At 58.8% G+C, this 16,433-nt stretch carries 18 protein-coding genes and 1 tRNA gene; 6 read left to right on the forward strand and 13 right to left on the reverse strand.

The features are described 5' to 3' along the window. Positions 1 to 48: 48 nt before the first annotated feature. From JNM85_09580 to JNM85_09615, 8 genes are all read right to left on the reverse strand, one after another. Positions 49 to 366 (reverse strand): hypothetical protein, encoded by a 318-nt coding sequence (locus JNM85_09580; protein MBL8088301.1) that lies wholly within the window; start codon positions 364 to 366, stop codon positions 49 to 51. After that, positions 363 to 638, reverse strand: a complete 276-nt coding sequence (locus tag JNM85_09585; protein ID MBL8088302.1) for a hypothetical protein — start codon at positions 636 to 638, stop codon at positions 363 to 365. Before JNM85_09585 ends, JNM85_09580 begins: the two co-directional genes overlap by 4 nt. A 40-nt stretch (positions 639 to 678) precedes the next feature. Further along, positions 679 to 1,401, reverse strand: a complete 723-nt coding sequence (gene hisA / locus JNM85_09590; GenBank protein MBL8088303.1) for a 1-(5-phosphoribosyl)-5-[(5-phosphoribosylamino)methylideneamino]imidazole-4-carboxamide isomerase — start codon at positions 1,399 to 1,401, stop codon at positions 679 to 681. Further along, positions 1,395 to 1,985 carry an imidazole glycerol phosphate synthase subunit HisH gene (gene hisH, locus JNM85_09595; GenBank protein MBL8088304.1) on the reverse strand — a complete coding sequence of 197 codons (591 nt, stop codon included), beginning with the start codon at positions 1,983 to 1,985 and terminating at the stop codon, positions 1,395 to 1,397. Before hisH ends, hisA begins: the two co-directional genes overlap by 7 nt. 2 nt (positions 1,986 to 1,987) lie before the next feature. Continuing rightward, entirely contained in the window at positions 1,988 to 2,593 is a 606-nt protein-coding gene (gene hisB, locus JNM85_09600; protein ID MBL8088305.1) for an imidazoleglycerol-phosphate dehydratase HisB, read from the reverse strand. Between the two features lie 100 nt (positions 2,594 to 2,693). Continuing rightward, on the reverse strand, positions 2,694 to 3,101 hold the full coding sequence (locus JNM85_09605) for a DUF4332 domain-containing protein (GenBank protein ID MBL8088306.1): 408 nt from the start codon (positions 3,099 to 3,101) through the stop codon (positions 2,694 to 2,696). Positions 3,102 to 3,160: 59 nt separating this feature from the next. Next, on the reverse strand, positions 3,161 to 5,737 hold the full coding sequence (locus JNM85_09610; protein MBL8088307.1) for a hypothetical protein: 2,577 nt from the start codon (positions 5,735 to 5,737) through the stop codon (positions 3,161 to 3,163). Then, positions 5,698 to 6,846 carry a hypothetical protein gene (locus JNM85_09615; protein MBL8088308.1) on the reverse strand — a complete coding sequence of 383 codons (1,149 nt, stop codon included), beginning with the start codon at positions 6,844 to 6,846 and terminating at the stop codon, positions 5,698 to 5,700. Before JNM85_09615 ends, JNM85_09610 begins: the two co-directional genes overlap by 40 nt. Before the next feature lie 33 nt (positions 6,847 to 6,879). Here JNM85_09615 and JNM85_09620 point away from each other — a divergent pair, with 33 nt between their 5' ends. Continuing rightward, entirely contained in the window at positions 6,880 to 7,614 is a 735-nt protein-coding gene (locus JNM85_09620; GenBank protein MBL8088309.1) for a polysaccharide deacetylase family protein, read from the forward strand. Here the strand turns inward: JNM85_09620 and JNM85_09625 are convergent. Then, a complete protein-coding gene (locus tag JNM85_09625; protein ID MBL8088310.1) occupies positions 7,605 to 7,970 on the reverse strand; it encodes a DUF393 domain-containing protein in 366 nt (121 codons plus the stop codon). The two genes, JNM85_09620 and JNM85_09625, sit on opposite strands and share 10 nt — an antisense overlap. A gap of 51 nt (positions 7,971 to 8,021) precedes the next feature. Here JNM85_09625 and JNM85_09630 point away from each other — a divergent pair, with 51 nt between their 5' ends. The 5 genes from JNM85_09630 to JNM85_09650 all read left to right on the forward strand — a co-directional run bounded on the left by JNM85_09630 (position 8,022) and on the right by JNM85_09650 (position 11,788). Beyond that, complete coding sequence (locus JNM85_09630) at positions 8,022 to 9,059, forward strand: hypothetical protein (protein ID MBL8088311.1); 1,038 nt, start codon at positions 8,022 to 8,024, stop codon at positions 9,057 to 9,059. Positions 9,060 to 9,077: 18 nt separating this feature from the next. Continuing rightward, entirely contained in the window at positions 9,078 to 10,163 is a 1,086-nt protein-coding gene (locus tag JNM85_09635) for a glycosyltransferase family 2 protein (GenBank protein ID MBL8088312.1), read from the forward strand. Positions 10,164 to 10,181: 18 nt separating this feature from the next. Then, positions 10,182 to 10,637 (forward strand): OsmC family protein, encoded by a 456-nt coding sequence (locus JNM85_09640; protein MBL8088313.1) that lies wholly within the window; start codon positions 10,182 to 10,184, stop codon positions 10,635 to 10,637. A gap of 1 nt (position 10,638) precedes the next feature. Then, positions 10,639 to 11,442, forward strand: a complete 804-nt coding sequence (locus tag JNM85_09645; GenBank protein MBL8088314.1) for a triose-phosphate isomerase — start codon at positions 10,639 to 10,641, stop codon at positions 11,440 to 11,442. A 269-nt stretch (positions 11,443 to 11,711) separates the two neighbouring features. Further along, positions 11,712 to 11,788, forward strand: a tRNA-Glu gene (locus JNM85_09650). Positions 11,789 to 11,908: 120 nt separating this feature from the next. Here the strand turns inward: JNM85_09650 and JNM85_09655 are convergent. From JNM85_09655 to JNM85_09670, 4 genes are all read right to left on the reverse strand, one after another. Continuing rightward, on the reverse strand, positions 11,909 to 13,015 hold the full coding sequence (locus tag JNM85_09655; GenBank protein ID MBL8088315.1) for a hypothetical protein: 1,107 nt from the start codon (positions 13,013 to 13,015) through the stop codon (positions 11,909 to 11,911). Positions 13,016 to 13,051: 36 nt separating this feature from the next. Continuing rightward, the gene (locus tag JNM85_09660) at positions 13,052 to 14,131 is read right to left on the reverse strand and encodes a nitroreductase (protein MBL8088316.1); all 1,080 of its coding nucleotides are present in this window, start codon (positions 14,129 to 14,131) and stop codon (positions 13,052 to 13,054) included. Between the two features lie 327 nt (positions 14,132 to 14,458). Next, positions 14,459 to 15,646, reverse strand: coding sequence for a HAMP domain-containing histidine kinase (locus JNM85_09665; protein ID MBL8088317.1), 1,188 nt, complete (start codon positions 15,644 to 15,646; stop codon positions 14,459 to 14,461). 26 nt (positions 15,647 to 15,672) lie between these two features. Continuing rightward, positions 15,673 to 16,344, reverse strand: a complete 672-nt coding sequence (locus tag JNM85_09670; GenBank protein MBL8088318.1) for a response regulator transcription factor — start codon at positions 16,342 to 16,344, stop codon at positions 15,673 to 15,675. Positions 16,345 to 16,433 lie beyond the last annotated feature (89 nt).

Here is a 16,433-nt window from a genome sequence, read left to right on the forward strand (position 1 = left end):
AATTTGCGCGAAAGGTAATGATACCTTGTTGCCCCCCGCTTTTCAACCCTAAAGTGCTTCTGACGCCTTCGATTGCGCGATTTCTTGTAATTCGTTCGTCCCTTGGGTCAGCGTGTCGTTCTTGGCCGCCGCGGTTTGGCTGTCCATCATGATCATTTGCTGCCGGACGAGGTCCTTCAGATCCTGGGTTTCAGCCCGCAGCATACGGATCTCTTGCTGGAGCGCGTCGTTGTTTTGGTTGTGACCGGGCATCTGCTGGCGCATTAGCTCGGCCATGCTGCGCTGGTGCTTGGAGAGAATCGCCACGAGCGGGATGGCGAAGACAAGGATGACCGAAGCCAGCCCTACAATCGAATCGCCGTTCATACTTTGAGGTCCTCGCGGATGGGCTCTATTGAAGCGGTCGTACTCGTCCGAATCCCGTCGATCATGATCATCTGCTGGCGCACCAAATCCTTGAGCTCGCTGATCTCAGATCGAAGCATCTGGATTTCCGGCGAGTGCGCTTGCGGCTGGCCCTGAATTTGGTGCTGTCGGGCGACGATCTCGGCCATTCGACGCTGATGGTTGGTCAGGATCGCGACGATGGGGATGCCAAACATCAGCAACGGAACAAAGAACTCAGGACCGAAATTCATGCTTGATCTCCGCCTCATTGTACGCCATTTTGAGGTCGTCCTAGGACTGTTCGCCTGCGGCGAGGGCGATGGCTTCGGCCAGCGTGAATCGATTCTGGTAGATCGCCTTGCCGACGATGACGCCTTCCACACCCGTCTCGCGCAATGCGTCGATGTCTTCCAGTGAGCCGACGCCGCCGCTGGCGATCACGGGAATCGAGAGCGCCTGCACCATCTCGCGCGTTGCCGAGAAGTTGGGACCCGACAGGGTGCCATCGGTCGCGACGTCGGTGAAGACGACCCGCTTGCATCCCATCTGCTCCATGTGCTTGGCGAACTCGGTGCCATTCAACGTGGAGTCTTCCGTCCAGCCGTGGGTCGCCACTTTGCCGCCACGAGTATCCACCCCGGCGATCGCTTTGCTTCCCATCTGCTGGAAGAATCCGGCCGCGCACCCCTCGTCTTGGACCAGGCGGGTCCCGATCACCACGCGTTTGACGCCCATCTCGGTCATCATCCGAGCGCATTGGACGGTCCGAATGCCGCCGCCCATCTGCACCTTGATCGGCAAACTGGAGCAGATTTCCGCGATCACGTTCGTGTTCACGGGGACACCCTGCTTTGCGCCGTCCAAATCGACGATGTGGAGCCACGCTGCACCCTCGTCTGCGAACTTCTTCGCGATCTCTAGCGGGCTACCGTAGTCGGTCCGCTGCGCGTAATCGCCGCGTATGAGGCGGACTGCGTGTCCATCCAAGATATCGATCGCTGGGAAAATTAACATTCGACAAAAGCCTTGATCATTCTGAGACCCACTTCGCCGCTCTTCTCCGGGTGGAATTGTGTCCCCCAGAGATTTCGACGCTGGACACTAGCGGCAAATTCTATGCCGTGGTGGCTGGTAGCGGCCACGACTTCGCTGTCGGTGGGATCGCAATACAAAGAATGGACGAAGTAAACCTGGTCGCCGCGGAGTGTCGTTGCGCCCAGCCCGGTCGTTTGACGCGGGTTGAGCTCGTTCCAACCAACGTGCGGAACTTTGATGCTGGGTGAGACGGGCAAGTAGCGCACGTGTCCTCCCAGGAACCCGAGTCCGCCTGCGCCTCCGTGTTCATCGCTCGCTTCGAAGAGCAACTGTTGTCCCAGGCAGATCCCAAGCAACGGCTGATCAGTCTCGACAAAGGCGCGCAAGTCTCCTTGGACCGTCTTCAGACGTTCCATGGCAGCGGCGAAAGCGCCGACTCCGGGTAGGACGACCTTCGTCGCTCCCCGGAGGTCATGCTGGATCGTTGGTTGAGCGCCAACGTGCTCAAGCGCTCGCACGACACTCTTTAGATTGCCCATCCCGTAGTCGAGTACGACGAGCATGCTTAGTCGATCAGGCCTTTGGTGCTAGAAAAACTGCGTGCATCCGTTCGCTCGACCGCGCGACGAAGCGCTCGACCGAACCCCTTAAACGTCGCTTCGGCGATGTGGTGATCGTTGTTGCCCCGTAGCATGTCGATGTGAAGGGTGATCCCTGCGTGCTGGCAGAGCGCGCGGAAGAACTCCTTGATGTTCTCGGTCGCCATCGCTCCGATCTCGGTCCGCGTGAACTGGAGGTCGTAATGAAGTTGGCCCCGGCCACAAATATCCAAAGCAATCAGAACGAGCGCTTCGTCCATGGGCGAGGCAACGTCGCCGTATCGCTCGATTGCATTACTCTCTTCCAGTGCGATGCGGATCGCTTTGCCGAGGACGATGCCCACATCCTCGACCGTATGATGGTCGTCGACATGCGTATCGCCTTCGGCTTTTACGCCCAGGTCAAAGTGCCCGTGGAACGCCATCAGTTGAAGCATGTGGTCGAAGAACCCGACTCCGGTGGAAACGTCGCGGCGGGTACCGCCGTCGAAGTCCAACACCACTTGAACGCGGGTCTCCTTGCTTTCGCGTTCGACTTCGGCGTAGCGGACTCCGGGTGTACCTTTGCTCATGAAGTTCAGAGTTTACTCGGGTCCCTTGGCAGAACGGAGAAAAGAAGCGGGCCGCATCGCACGAGGTGCGCCGCGGCCCCAGAGAATTGATCGAGGCCTCTTAGTGGTGAACCGCTCGACCTAAAGTCTTGGCCTCTTCGATCCAGCGCGTGACTTCCGACTCGGACGGAGCTCGGTTGCTCAGGTTCTTAGCCTCGTTGACCTCGGACATCTTGGCCGCGAGGTTGGCGGCGTTGCGCTGAGCCAGCTCGGGGACCGAGTCAACACCGGATGCTTCGAGCAGCTCGGCAAACTGGCTGGCCACGCCGTTGATGCGGAAGAGGTCAGCGTGGTTCACCCAGCGCAGAATGTTCGCTTCGGGAATGCCGGTGGTTTCGGCCAGCGCGGTGCGTTCGGCCTTGGTCCCAGCGACTTCCAGGAGCCGCTCGACTGTGTTGATGCCGGCTTCTACGAGCTTCGCAGCGTATGCAGGACCGATCCCTTCGATTTCATCAATCTTCTTTGACATAGTAAAAACCTCCTGGCAATGCGCGTGTCTCGCGCCACCCTCGCAAGTTTAGCGCAGATTTACGAGCGTGGCTTCAGGTTTCCGTACCACGCACGGATTTCCGGGCTGGGGTCGGTCTGGAGCCTTTGGAAGTCCTGTACGTACTCTTCCGGACAACGGCCGATCAAGCCGATGGCAGCCTGGAGCCGCACACCGACGGCTGGGTCACGCAGGTAACTGCCCAACCGCTTGAGCGAGGCAGGGTCGCCAGTCATTCCGAGGAGTTGCAGCGCGGTTCGTCGTGGCTTTTCCTCGCGATCGCCTAACAGCCGCTCAACGACCGCCGAGGTACGCGCGGGGAACTTGGCCAAGTAGTCCAACGCCGACCGCCGAATGTCCCACTGTGAGCTCGTGATCAGGACATCCATCGTGGAGAACGCCTCGGGCGAGCCGATGCGCGCAAGTGCGTCCGCAGCGGCAGCTGCCAAGTATCGATTCGTATTGGCGGCCAGGGGCAACAGGGCAAAGGTGCACCCGCTGGCGTTGGAGAGTCCGGCCGCGCGGCACGCTTGGATCTGGAGGATCGGGTCCTCCAACAGCGGAGGGAGCAGTCCCCCGATGTCGGGGATGCTCGTCAGCGCCGCGACGGAGACCGCGAAGGGTAGGGTCTCTTGCTGCAGTCCGAGCGTGGCGATCGCGCCTTGCGCCTCCGGCCCGAGCACTTCGCAGAGCATTGCTGCGAACTGCGGTGCGCCTTCCTCGGCTCTCATGCGCGGGCTTTGGATCAGGTGGAGCAGGGCTTGCTGGCCGATCTCAATCACTTTGAACGCGGCTTCCGAGGAACCGAGCATTGCCTGCGACAGCAGGCGTTCGAGTTCGGCGGTGGCGGGTTTCAACGCCGAGTTGGGACGCGGCACCGGGACGTGTTTGCCCTCTCCAAAAGATGAGACGAGTTCGCCGGAAAGAAAGACCCCTGAGGTCACAGCGGGAGCGTCACTCTGGTCGAAGCCGCCAAGATCGGCAACTACTGCCAGCGTGTCTGAGGGAGCGCGCGCCGCGTAGCGGTCGTTTCCCGCGGAGTCGATCTGAATCGCGAGACCGTGCTGGGTGCTGTGAGCCGAACCAGAATATCGGTCGTTTCCCGCACGGTCCACGAGGACGCCAACCCCGTCGCGCTGGCCGCACGCGATGCCATGGGTTCCGGAGAGCAAGTACTGATCGTCTCCGGCGATGTCGAACAAGTATCCCGCCCCAGACGCCTCGCCCATTGCCTGCGCATGGTCGGTGGCGACCAAAGTGTCGGTCTGGGTGCCAGTCATGAGTGTCCCGAGCCCGAGCGCCCGGCCTGCTCCTTGGCCACGCGAGCTTAGACGAAACTCGTTGCGACCGCTAAAGTCGGTGCACAGCCCGATACCGCCTTCGCCGTAACCTTGGGCCCACGAGACTTGGCCCAAGGGGGTAAGCGCTCCGCCAGACACGTAGAGATCGTCACCGCGCCGGTCGATCATCCATCCGATGCCTGAACTCGCGCCGCTTCCTTGCCCCCAGGAGCCAAGCTGGTAGCGGTCGTCTCCGCTGTGGTCGACGAAGCATCCGACCCCTTCGAAGCCGTATCCGAACGCCATACCGCCAGCGCGATAATCGTCGTCGCCCATCTCGCTTGCGAACGCCCCCAAGCCTGCAACGCCTGCGCCAAAGCACAGGGACTTGCCGTCGAATCGACCATCGCCGGAACCAAACTTTGCGATTCCCACGCCAAGTAGCCCTGCTCCCATGCTCAGCTCTTCGACCCTAACGGTGTCGGTGCCACCCACGTCGATCACGACACCGCATGCGCCGACACCGGATCCGCTCCGCCCGGTATAGGTATCGTTCCCGCCGAGATCGATCAGAAGAGCGACATCGCTGTCAGGGTGAATATCGTTGCCCCGGCCCGCGAGTTTCACCACGATGTCACCGGTTTCGATCCTGAGCGGGGTGGAAAGATCGCTCTTGGATGCTCGGAGCAAGCCATTGGCCCGCTCGACCGCCGCGGCCATGTCTGCGCCCGCCTCGCAGATCCGCTTCACGTCGACCTTTTCGAGGATCTCACGAACCTTGGATTCCGGTGCGACTGTGCCTCGTACAAAGCTGAAACGAAGCGGGGCAGAGCCGGCTCCGAGCGTGGGGAGCCCCTCGATGAGCATCCGTTTTTCCTCGGGCGTTAGCGGCTTGAGCGCCCACCGAATCTCAGCGTTGGTCCGCTCCATCCAGTTCACTAGCGACTGGACGGCGACGCGCAGGTCTTCCGGCAGCGAAGCCAGCTCTGCGCGAGGCTGCGACTTCGGATCGGACAGCTGCGTCTTCTCGGGCGAGCGTAGGCGATTCGCACGCTCAAGAATCGCCGATAGCGAAGCCGTCCGAGGGAATTCGTGCAGCTGCATGAGTTGCTCGGCGGCCTGAAGAGGTTGCTGCATCGCAAGCGTAACGAGCGGCAAGCGAACCTTGGCCGGATCGGGAATACGCGAGAACTCAAGGTCCGAAAGTGAACAGTTCTTGATGAACAGCGCGCGGTCGACGGCTTTCCACTCCTCGGTCGAGAGCTGTGCATGTGCGCCGACAACCCGTAAACCCAGCGCTAAGAGAGCAAGGCCGCGGATGACAGAAACTCGTCGCAAGCTTCCCATAGTGTGCGTACCGGCAGTCTCCGTTCCTCAAGCATGCGCTCGTCGAACGGGATTCCGTTCGATTGACGATACCGCGAATCGTAGTCCAGCGCGAGACCAACAGGGGATGCAGATGCTGGCCGGTCCCGGGTACCGGGCAGCAATAGCCGTAACTTCATCGGGTGAGCGGCGTCGATCTGCCGCATCAGCGGGGCAAGTAGCTGCTGGTCAACCTGTGCCAAGAGCCAGGCCATTTCCTCTAAGCGCTCGTGAGCGCGTAGAGACGTGAGCCCATCGAGCAGTAGCACGGTGGGTAACGTCGAGCGCGTGCTCGCCAGCGCCCGGTCCAGATCGACGTTGAGCCCATTGCCGTGCCATGCGCGTTCGCCGGGCAGGTAGCCAGCCAAGCGGGCTAGCCCTGCAAGTCGCGTGGAGCCGGACTCGATGCGGACCGCTTGACCTCTGTTTAAGGCGAGATTGGGCACGCGCTCGCGGAACCCCTGCCCCCAGGGCCAGAGTAAGTTGAGCTTCGGAAGTTCCTGGTCCACCCGCCGCTTGTTGATATCGAGGCCGCCCAGCAGCTCAACCGAGTCGTCGATGTACCGGCGCAGCATTTTCTCGCCGTCTCCCTCGGGCAGGACCTTGTGTACTGGGTTTCCGAAGGCGTTCGATGCCGCCACCGTTCCCATGTCGATCGAGCCATCTTCCCAGACTAAGCCGTGGTCGAGTTCTTCTCCGGGCACCAGCGTGAGGCGCGGCGTGTTCAGGCGCTCTGCCGCAGCCAATAGCTCTTTCAGATCGGAGTGATTCGGGCGTTGGGTGGTCGGTCCGATAACTCCGTCGGCATTGACCGAAAGCAGTGATAAGTGAAAGTGGACGCTACGGTCCGGCGGGTCGACTCCCAACGCTGCGACCGTTAGGACTCCATCAGAAAGTCGGATCTGCGTAGGTTCAAATCCGAGGTACTCCGCCTCTGGAACCGCCGACTCAGGAGCCTCGCGAATCAAGAAAAGTTCGGATTCCTCAGCAAGACGCGCAAAATGGGGTAGCTTTGTACGAAGGACCGATTCGTCCTCTCGCAGGGATGCGCCATTCGGCAGGATGAGGAGGATCGTGGACACTAATCGGCATTATGCTCGAGGCGAGGACTAAGGATGGTCAATACACTCATTGCAGCACTCAGCATCATCTCTCACTCTGGTGAGGTGATTGCAAACCGTACATCGACGCTGGAAATCTTGCGCGCCAGCCGCGACGCCCGATCCAGTGAGATCGAGCGCGGGGCGCGACCACGCATCGTCACGCAAGGTTCGACCCGATCGCGCCGTGTCGCGCTAACTTTTGATGACGGTCCCCAGCCCGAGACGACGGACAAGATTCTCGCGATCCTACGGAAGCGAAATATCCGCGCGACCTTCTTCATGATCGGTGCCAAGGTTCAGGCGGATATGAGTATCGCACGCCGGGTTCTGGATGCGGGTCACGAGATCGGCAATCACACCCAGATGCACCCGAATCTAACCAAGCTTGATCCAAGCGCAGTGTTCGAGGAGTACGGGAGCGCGAGCCAACTCCTGGAGGAGACCTTGGGGATATCGCCGTACCTGTGCCGCCCTCCCGGGGGGAACTACGATCGTTCGGTTGTAGATCAGTCGACTGCGTTGGGAATGACGACCGTGCTGTGGACCAGCAACGCCGCCGACACACGGCTGGAAACACCCGCGGATATCGCAAAAGTCGTGCTCGCCAAAGCCAAACCGGGCGGCATTCTGTTGCTCCATGACACGGTGGAACTCACGGTCGAAGCCCTTCCGCTCATCCTGGATGGGCTGCAGAAGAAGCGGCTGAAGCCGGGCACGGTTGGCGAGCTCTTTGGCCTTCAGCCCTGACGGCGGGGTAGCTCGCACGTACGGGTTCCGAACCACTTGAGCCGGTAGCGGTCTACGACGGCGTACCCGAGATGAATCAACTGGCGCAACCCGGGAACCCGCGCGAGGCTGTACAAGAGTCGCAGGGGCCAAGGAGCGATGCTGAGAAGCTTGATCCAGGCGTCCCCGGCCGTGTACACCCGGTCCGCTTCTAGAACCATGGCGCCGGTGTCGTAGCCTTTATCTTGCGCTTCTGCGGATTGGAGCGGCATGGCCACGAGTTCTTGGCCATACCGTTTCGCCCAGCGCTCGGCGCGCAACTGGCTGGTGTGGCACAAGTTGCATCCTCCGTCGTAGTAGAGTCGCCAGGGGGTCATGTCCGCTACCATTCTACGCCCGCGGCGCGGAGTCTGTCGTACAATGCCCTCATGAGACTTGCCCTGCTGTCCTTGGCTTGCCTGATTCCACTTGCTGCACGGGCAACACCCGTCTCCGATTTTCAGGGGGCTGTGGACTACGCCATGCAAGATCTGGCCTCGCCGTACACGATCTCGGGGTTCGTGAGCCAGACCGGAATGACGGACACCAACGATTTCGAGGCGATTGCCAAGCCAGCGGGCTCGTTGACGGGTACCGCGAGCCTGGCGACGCTGGCAGGGCAGCTTGGACTAACCGACCAAGCGACGATGACAGGCACGGCGACGGGTAGCGACAGCATCAAGTGGATTTTGTCAGCCCCCACCGCGATCGGGAAGACGGTCAACGTCACGGTGAATGGATCGACCGTGGCGGTCAAGATTACGGGAATCACCGGCGAACTCAACGGGCGGCTGACGAATATCGTGCCGATTCCGGACCCCAAGTCGGGTGTGGGCCGCAATGTCCGCATTGAACCTATCGCAGCAGGGCCGAATTTCGTCCAGGTGAAGGGTACGGTTTCGATCTTCTTTCCAGTTACGTACCGGATTGATCCTGCGGCGTACATCGGCTATGGCGGTTCGGGAACCGTAGTGTCCACCGTCTCGGGCACCGTATCGCTGGGGTCGATCGGGGCCGATAGCCCAGCGGGAAAGACGCTTACGCTCCAGTTCTTCGACGCTGGCTCGAACCTTGTCCGTACCGAGAACACACCCCTGAACGCGAGCGGAGGTTATTCGGTGACCGTACCGCTTTACGGAGACTATTCGGTAGTGGCGCGGGTGTCGCACTGGCTGAGTGCAGTGCACGTGAACAAGAGCGTGCGGACCGCGGCGACGCTGAACTACGCGATGCTCAACGGCAACTGCAACGGCGATGATGAGATCGACTTCTTCGACTATCTCGCCATCAGCGCAAGTTACGATTCGAACGTCGGAGATCCGCAGTACTCGGCGAGCGCGGATCTGAACGAAGACGGCACGGTTGATTTGTTCGATTACCTAATCTTGAGCTCGAACTACGAGCAGTCTGGGCCAATTCCGCAGTGAGCGGGTATGGTTTCAGCCGTGTCCGAGCCTACGCTTTCGCTCGCCGTCATGGTCAAAAACGACGCCGTCCGGTTGCGCCGGGCGATCGACTCGTGTAGCGACTTTGTGGATGAGGTGGTTGTCCTCGATACCGGCTCCAGTGACGACTCGGTCTTCGTGGCCAAGGAGTGTGGGGCGGGGGTCATCGAGCGGTCTTGGCCCGGTGAGTTCGACACCGCGCTGAATTGGCTACTGGACGAAATCAAGACGGACTGGGTGCTGCGATTGGACTCGGACGAGTGGTTCGAGGAGAGCCCGGGATCGGAGATCCGTGGACTGATCCAGAGGCCGGACATCTTCGTGATCCAGATCATCAGGAGGGACTACCTTCCCGAGGATCGGCACTCCGACCTAACCATCCCACGCATCTGGCGCAACCACCCGCAGATGCGCTACCAGGGGATCATTCACGAGCAGTTCACCGGTCCGACGCTGCATGAGGTGGGGCAGGGAAGGCTGATCTACGACTCGGCGATCTTGCTACATCACGACGGTTACCGGACCGGTTCGCGAACAGATCGCCTGCGCCGCAATGAGGAGCTGATTCGCCAGGAACTGGAGAAGCGCCCAGGCCAACTCTACTACGAGATTTGCTTGGTGGATACGCTCGCCGAACTCCAGGAGCCCGAGGCTGAGACGGAGCGCGAAGCACTCTTTGACCGCGTGGTGAAGACGCAGCGGCCGCCCGAGCAAGAGCTCTTCGCCGTCCCCCTCGCCAAGTGGATGATCGAAGTCGGACCCGACCGATTTTTTCACCCCCAGACCGGCAAGCGGATCCGCTACGCGCTGCAGCATTTTCCCCGTGTCCCTGGCATGCTCTGGGCTTGCGCCGACCTGGAGCAGAGGAGGGGCAACTTGCGCGAGGCGCTGGAGATTTACCTCGCGCTGGACCGCATGGGGGAAACGGGCGAATACGATCAGACGCTTTCCGTGAACCGGCATCTGATCTCGGACGAGTGTTGGATGCGCATCGTGCAGCTTGGAACCCAATTGGGCCGGCATGACGCGGTGGCCATGGCCAACCACAAGTTGGAAACCTGGGCGAGGATGCATAGCGAAGGATAAACCCGATACACTTGCTCCATGGCACATTTGCATGAGTATCCGGTTCGCGTGGAATGGACCGGCGGCCGCGAGGGCGGCGGTACCGTCACGGCAGAGCGATCGTCCTCCAGTCAAGCTTTGAGCGTCCCTCCCGAATTCCAGGGTCCTGGCGCGGGCACCAATCCGGAAGAGCTGCTCGCGAGCGCGATCGCCTCTTGCTACACCATCACGCTGGGCATCATCACCGCCAACCAGAAGGTTCCGGTCATGAACGTTGTGACACAGGCGGTCGGAACGGTCGAGCAGAGCGGCATGCAGTTCAACTACAAGTCGGTCGTGATCCGTCCGACGATCACACTGGCCGCCGACGCGGACGATGCTGCCGAAGCCAAGGCGCACGATTTGGCCCACAAGGCCGACGGCTACTGTATCATCACGAATGCCGTACGCGGCAAAGTCGAAATCACCGTCGAACCAACCGTGCTCCGAGGCTGAAATGAAGAAGCGCAGACCGCTCGTCGCTGGAAACTGGAAGATGAACTACACTGCCGCCGAAGCCGCGGCGGTAGTGCAGCAGCTGCTGCGCGCGGTCGCCATGCGTGAAGACGTGGATGTAGTGCTTTGCCCATCTTTCCTGTCGCTGTGGCGCGTGCACGATGTGCTGAAGGGCGAGCGGGTGCAGCTTGGGGCGCAGGACGTATTCTGGGCCGCTTCGGGTGCGTTCACGGGTTCGGTCAGTGCGACCATGCTCGCCGAGGCGGGCGTGAGCTACTGCGTCGTGGGGCACAGCGAAACTCGCGGACGGTTTGGCAAGCTTGAGGTGCCCGAAAACGCCGTCGGCTACTTCGCGGAGACGGATGAGACGGTCCGGCTGAAGATCGAGGCGCTACTGGGTCATGGCATCGCACCGATCTTGTGCGTGGGCGAGACCCTGGCCGAGCGCGAGGCAGGGCAGACTGACGAAGTCATCGCCGCGCAGCTGCGGGGTGCCCTGGCGGGGTTCGATGAGGCCGAACTGGCTGGGTTGGTGATCGCCTATGAACCCGTTTGGGCCATCGGCACGGGAAAGGTGTGTGAGGTCGATGAGGCCGAGCGCGTGTGTGCAACCTTGCGCCACGAACTTGAGGCGATGCTGGGCGAGGAACTGGCCGAGCGGACCCGAGTCCTATACGGCGGCAGCGTGAAGCCGGATAATGCCCGTGCGCTCTTCGACCAGCCGAACATTGACGGTGGCCTAGTGGGTGGCGCGAGCCTGAAGGCGGACGATTTCAGCAAGGTGATCGCGGCGGCAAACGCGTAGGCCGGGACGGCCCGGTGGGTGGTGCTGGCCTGTCGCCGTGATGGGGCTATGAAAACCCGTGCAACCGCGGCAGCTTGGTGGGTGGAGCAGTTGCGGAAATTTTTGATTTCCGCAGCTTGATCTAGGCCTAGAGCCCTGCATTTCACTCTCAGGTGATTCCGTGCATCGGTGGCGGCCAAGTGGGGAATCGTCGGACTTTGGCTGGGTGGACGGGCTTGGCTGGCTCTTGCGCCCGCCCGCCGCCCGGGGTAGAATCTCGACTCTAGCGTGCTCCCGTCGTCTAGCGGTTTAGGACATCGCCCTCTCACGGCGAAGATCGCGGGTTCGAATCCCGTCGGGAGTACCAGCCTCTTTAGGTTCAAAATAGACCTGGAACCGAACGGGATTGGAACCAAAACATCCACTGATTTGCCCCTTATGTTCTCTCTTGCTGGTCACCAAGTTTCGTAAATGACGAGAACGAGATTCAGCTTTCCCTGACATTGTATTGGATGTCCTGCAGGTTAAACTCGCCGTAGACGAAGTCGCCGGTCGGTGTTTTCCACATTGCCGTCCCGAGGCGCGCAACCACATGGCCGCTGAACTCAAGATAGTCAGACAAGGGGGTCTCCCACCTCGCTGGAGTAAATGACTTGCCATCTTTGGAGGAGAAGAGCCGATCGTCAGACGAAAAGTTAACAAGGTCACCAGATTCATTGAAATCAAGAACTGCCGAAACAGTTTGACCCGAGTTTGAATAGGTGCCCTTAATCTTGTGATCATCAATCACTTCCCACTGGATGTCTAAAAACGGTAGGGCACCCGGTGCTAATACGCAGAAGTCGTTGAGAACGGTAACCGTCTCGGATTGGTACATTTCTGGCCCTCGCGCATCGGTGACCAGAATAGCCGAGGCAAGTCTTACCCTCATCAGTGCCGATGATCCCTCATATTGGTGAAATACATCAAATGGAACGCCGAACATCGAAGCCTTCATCAGAAACAAGCGCTTTGGATCCGCCACACGGTTGAGCTGAGTCACTGTGAAGTCCATCCATCTGGCTGATGGGCCGCTTCGAATACGTCCCTTAAAGCTCGCTTGGAAGTTGTATACTCTGGGTTGCCCAACTGCTCCGGAACGTCGAACGTACTTCTGCAGCGCAGGCGGCAAGTGAGCGAGGTCGGCTTCCTCCAGCAATCGTGGCTCATATCTCCTATCTATCTCCTGATCCACAGCTCGGCGAAACTCTGCTCGAAAACTCATTGGCCCCTCGGCGAAGAAACCATAGAGAGCACCGATCAGCAACAACATGTTGCCTATAGTGCCAACTTTGGCATCGCTCCACGAAGTCAGGATGACTCCCTGTGACACAAGGCTCGCCAAGATGCCAACCGCCCACCACCACCGAGGAAAGGCGTACATTCCCACGACCGAAGTGAGGATCAGAAGGCTTGCGACAAGCCAAACTGCACCCAGTGGCCTCGATATTGGCTGAACCAGGCCAGGAACGTTGGCAAGGCCAAAGCCTTTTACAAAGCCCATGAGATGAATAAGGCCATGTATGGCAATAATGATCGAAAAGGCAATCTTCATTGCGGGCGCTCCAATTTTCTAATCATCAAGAGTCACCTAGGCTTCGAATAACACTTGCTCAACCGGGCGTCTAAGAGAAACTGGCGTCGAGGCAGCATAACCAAAACGCAACAGTAGTTCTGCAGCGCTCTTCCCGAGCCCAAGCGCCGATTGAAGTTGCGGCCGCAACGAAGTCGTTTCGATTGGCTGGTTGAGTAACGCAGACTTGATATTCAGTGAGGTCATCTTCAGAGCGAGACGCTCGTACACCTGACCGGTCCGTACCCATTGTGTTCTGTCTTCGGACGTCGACGACGTGATGACGACAGCTCCAGACGAGCCAAGGAGCTTGCTGACGTCTGCTTCCGATTGGTTTGACGGTTTCGTCTTGGATACAAATAGCCGTCCTAGCCATCCAGGCAACACTGGGTTTCCTGAACAACTCGTGAAAAGACCGTCGTACGTATCTAAGGCTTCACGTTTGTTGAATCGTAACCAACTGATCAATTCATCAACGAAAGCATGGTCAGCCCATTGGATTAGGTTTCCTTGGCCAACATAGTCTGCTGTGGTTTTCAAGACCGAATCATCTAGTATCCAAGATAGTCCAATCCCAGGTTCTAAGGGAATCGACTGCAACTGGTCAACATCCTTCGATGGCACCTTCTTGCCGTCGTAAGCAGACCGTGTGTTTTGACGCAGGGCAATAGCATCTACCAAGGCACTCGAGACGGCTGTATCGTCAGTGAGACTAACTGCGATATAGTCCGCGGAATCTGGATAAGTCACATGGCAAGAAAATCCTGTTGCACTTGCGCCAATGATGAGGTTTTCAAGGGCACAGCCCAGGCTCATCCAGAGTTCCCTATCATTTGGATCAACAACTGGAAGACGCCTGCTGTAATCAGGATGAACTTCGATGGTTTTTTGTTTGACCGTGAACTTCCAAGGTTGCGAATTGTGGCTACTAGCTGCCAACGTTGCGTAATGGACAATCTTCCGCATCTGAGCTTGCAAGTCATCGCTGCCCAGGAGAATGGTACGAGACCGCTTTGCGGGGCCGTCATAGTCGAGCCACGGCCGTATATCAAAGAGTGTTGCGCCACTCAGAACCGTGATTCCGCTTGCTGTCGTCATTATTAGAAACTTGCGGCGACTGACCGTCGCAGGAGTCCCTTTTCCCATTGACTCAAATCCTCGCATTGCTCCTCGATGAATGCTCTTGGCTCTGGTCCCGACAACCGCTTCGGCGGTGGTAGGGTGTCCACACTCTATTATACGCACTTTATGGGAGGATCGAGTTTGATCCTCCCAAAGTCAGTCAAAAAGGTTCTAAGCGCGTACACTTCGGTGTACCAGCACCTTTTAGGTTCAAATCGCGATTTTGCTCAGGTTCAAAATCTGAACCAACCGAACGGGATTCGAACTTGATCGACTATCAAGGGCGAGCGCGGCTGTTTCTTATCAAAGTGCGTTCAATGTTAGGCACGCGCGGAACTTCCCGGAGTCCTCGGAAGCTTCTAACTGCCAGCCATTGACCCTGGCCACCTCGCGGCAGATGCGGAGCCCAAGACCGTTGCCCGCTAAGTGCGTGTTGCCATTTGAGGGATTGGTGAATCGCAAGACATAACCAGGTTCACTTTCGCTACTAGCCATTGAGATAATTGATCCCGAAGGAGAGTGTTTGACGGCATTCTCCAGTAGATTCCGCAATAGAAGAACGAGATGTTCTCTTGGCGCTGTTAGGCAAAATCCGTTGGGAGTCTGGACATCGAGCGTGGTCTCTTTCAGTTCCATCAAGGGCCGTAGATCGACCGCAATCTCGTCGATGATTTTCCTAACATCAACGGGTTCGCGCGTAACATTTGAAAGAGTTTGGGAGAGCCCCTGGAGTGTCAAGACAGCTTCGGTCAGGTTCTTGAGCCGATAGACCTGCTTTTGAACCTCAACCAGCGTGGCCTCTAGTTCATCCTTGTTCTGTTCGCTTCCCAGAGCCAAGTCAAGCTTTAGGAGCAAGGAGTGGATCGGCGTTCGCAACTCATGGGAGAGCGACGCGTAGCTTTTGATCCTCTCTTCGCTCTCAGTCCTCAAATCTTGGATAAGCGAGTTGAGGGTGTCAACCAAGTTAACGACTTCGCGGTCTGTTGATGGCGTGGAAACAGCAAGGTTCGGGTCGGTTCTAGCTCCGTTCACTCGACTTACCAGCTTTGAAATCGGCTTGAGCGTTGCTCCCACGAGGAACCACGCCCCTGCGCCATAAGCGATCAGCCCCAGCCCGGTGATGGCGAATGCTAGCCGCTTGAGATTGTCCGACGACTGCTTTTCGGGCATGACGAAGAGCAGGATTCCCTCGTCGAGAACCTGCTGTTGAGTACCTCTCCGCTCGTTGCCGGGGGAGCGGTGCCTGGACTCCCAGAGGACGTTGCCCGACCGGTCAACTAAAGCAGCACCCGCACCTAGGGTATCAAGGCCGCTCTGATCATAGAGCTCGGCGATTCGTGAACGAGGGTTCGAACCCTGCAAATCCCTCGCAAGCCGATTGAAGGCGCGCTTAGCAACCGATTTTCGCTCTTGCAGATTGCTTTGTTCCGAAACCAAGAGTAGCCCTTGCACTGACGCAATCAGAAGGGGAATCCCAAGGATCAGAACCAAGAGGGTCATCTTCGCCCGGAGCGACCTCAGCATTTCTTTGGTGACTCCTGAATTCGATAGCCCACGCCGCGATCTGTGAGGATCAGTTTGCCGCTTGCCCCCAGTTTCTTGCGCAAGCCGCTGACGTAGACATCAATTACCTTGTCGTCGTAGAAATCTTGCTTCCACACCTTCTGCATGATGCTCGCGCGGGAGACCGTTCGGCCCTTCCCAAGCATGAGGTGTTCCAGAAGCGCAAACTCAGTAGGTGATAGATCGACTACTTGATCTTTAACAAGCACCGTTCGCGCAATCTGATCCAAGGTGATTGAGCCGACCGTGAGTGTCGTGGCTGGAGCCGCGGTACGCCGGAGGTTTGCTCGAACCCGAGCGAGGAGTTCTGCAACCTCAAATGGCTTCGGAAGGTAATCGTCCGCTCCGGCATCCAGGCCAGCTACTTTGTGCTGGAGTTCGCCACGGGCAGTGAGGAAGATGATCGGAACGAGGTTGCCCTGGGCACGGAGTTCTCGGCAGATTGCTAAGCCATCGACCCCCGGCAGCATGATGTCGAGAAGGATCAGGTCATAGGCGGTCGAGGTTGCTCGAGCGAGCCCTTGAGTCCCAGTCGTGGTGACTTCCACCTCGAATCCGTCGGCAGACAGCGCGGTTGCCAACGACTGACATACGCTTACCTCATCCTCGACGACCAGAATCTTCACCTATATGTGTTGACGGTTTCGCCATCGAGCGGTTCGCTTGGTTAGAGTTTTCTAACCTTTCCGAACTAGGAAAGGGCTGATCCGTCTTT

This window comes from Chthonomonas sp. (assembly GCA_016788115.1).
GTDB lineage: Bacteria > Armatimonadota > Fimbriimonadia > Fimbriimonadales > Fimbriimonadaceae > UBA2391.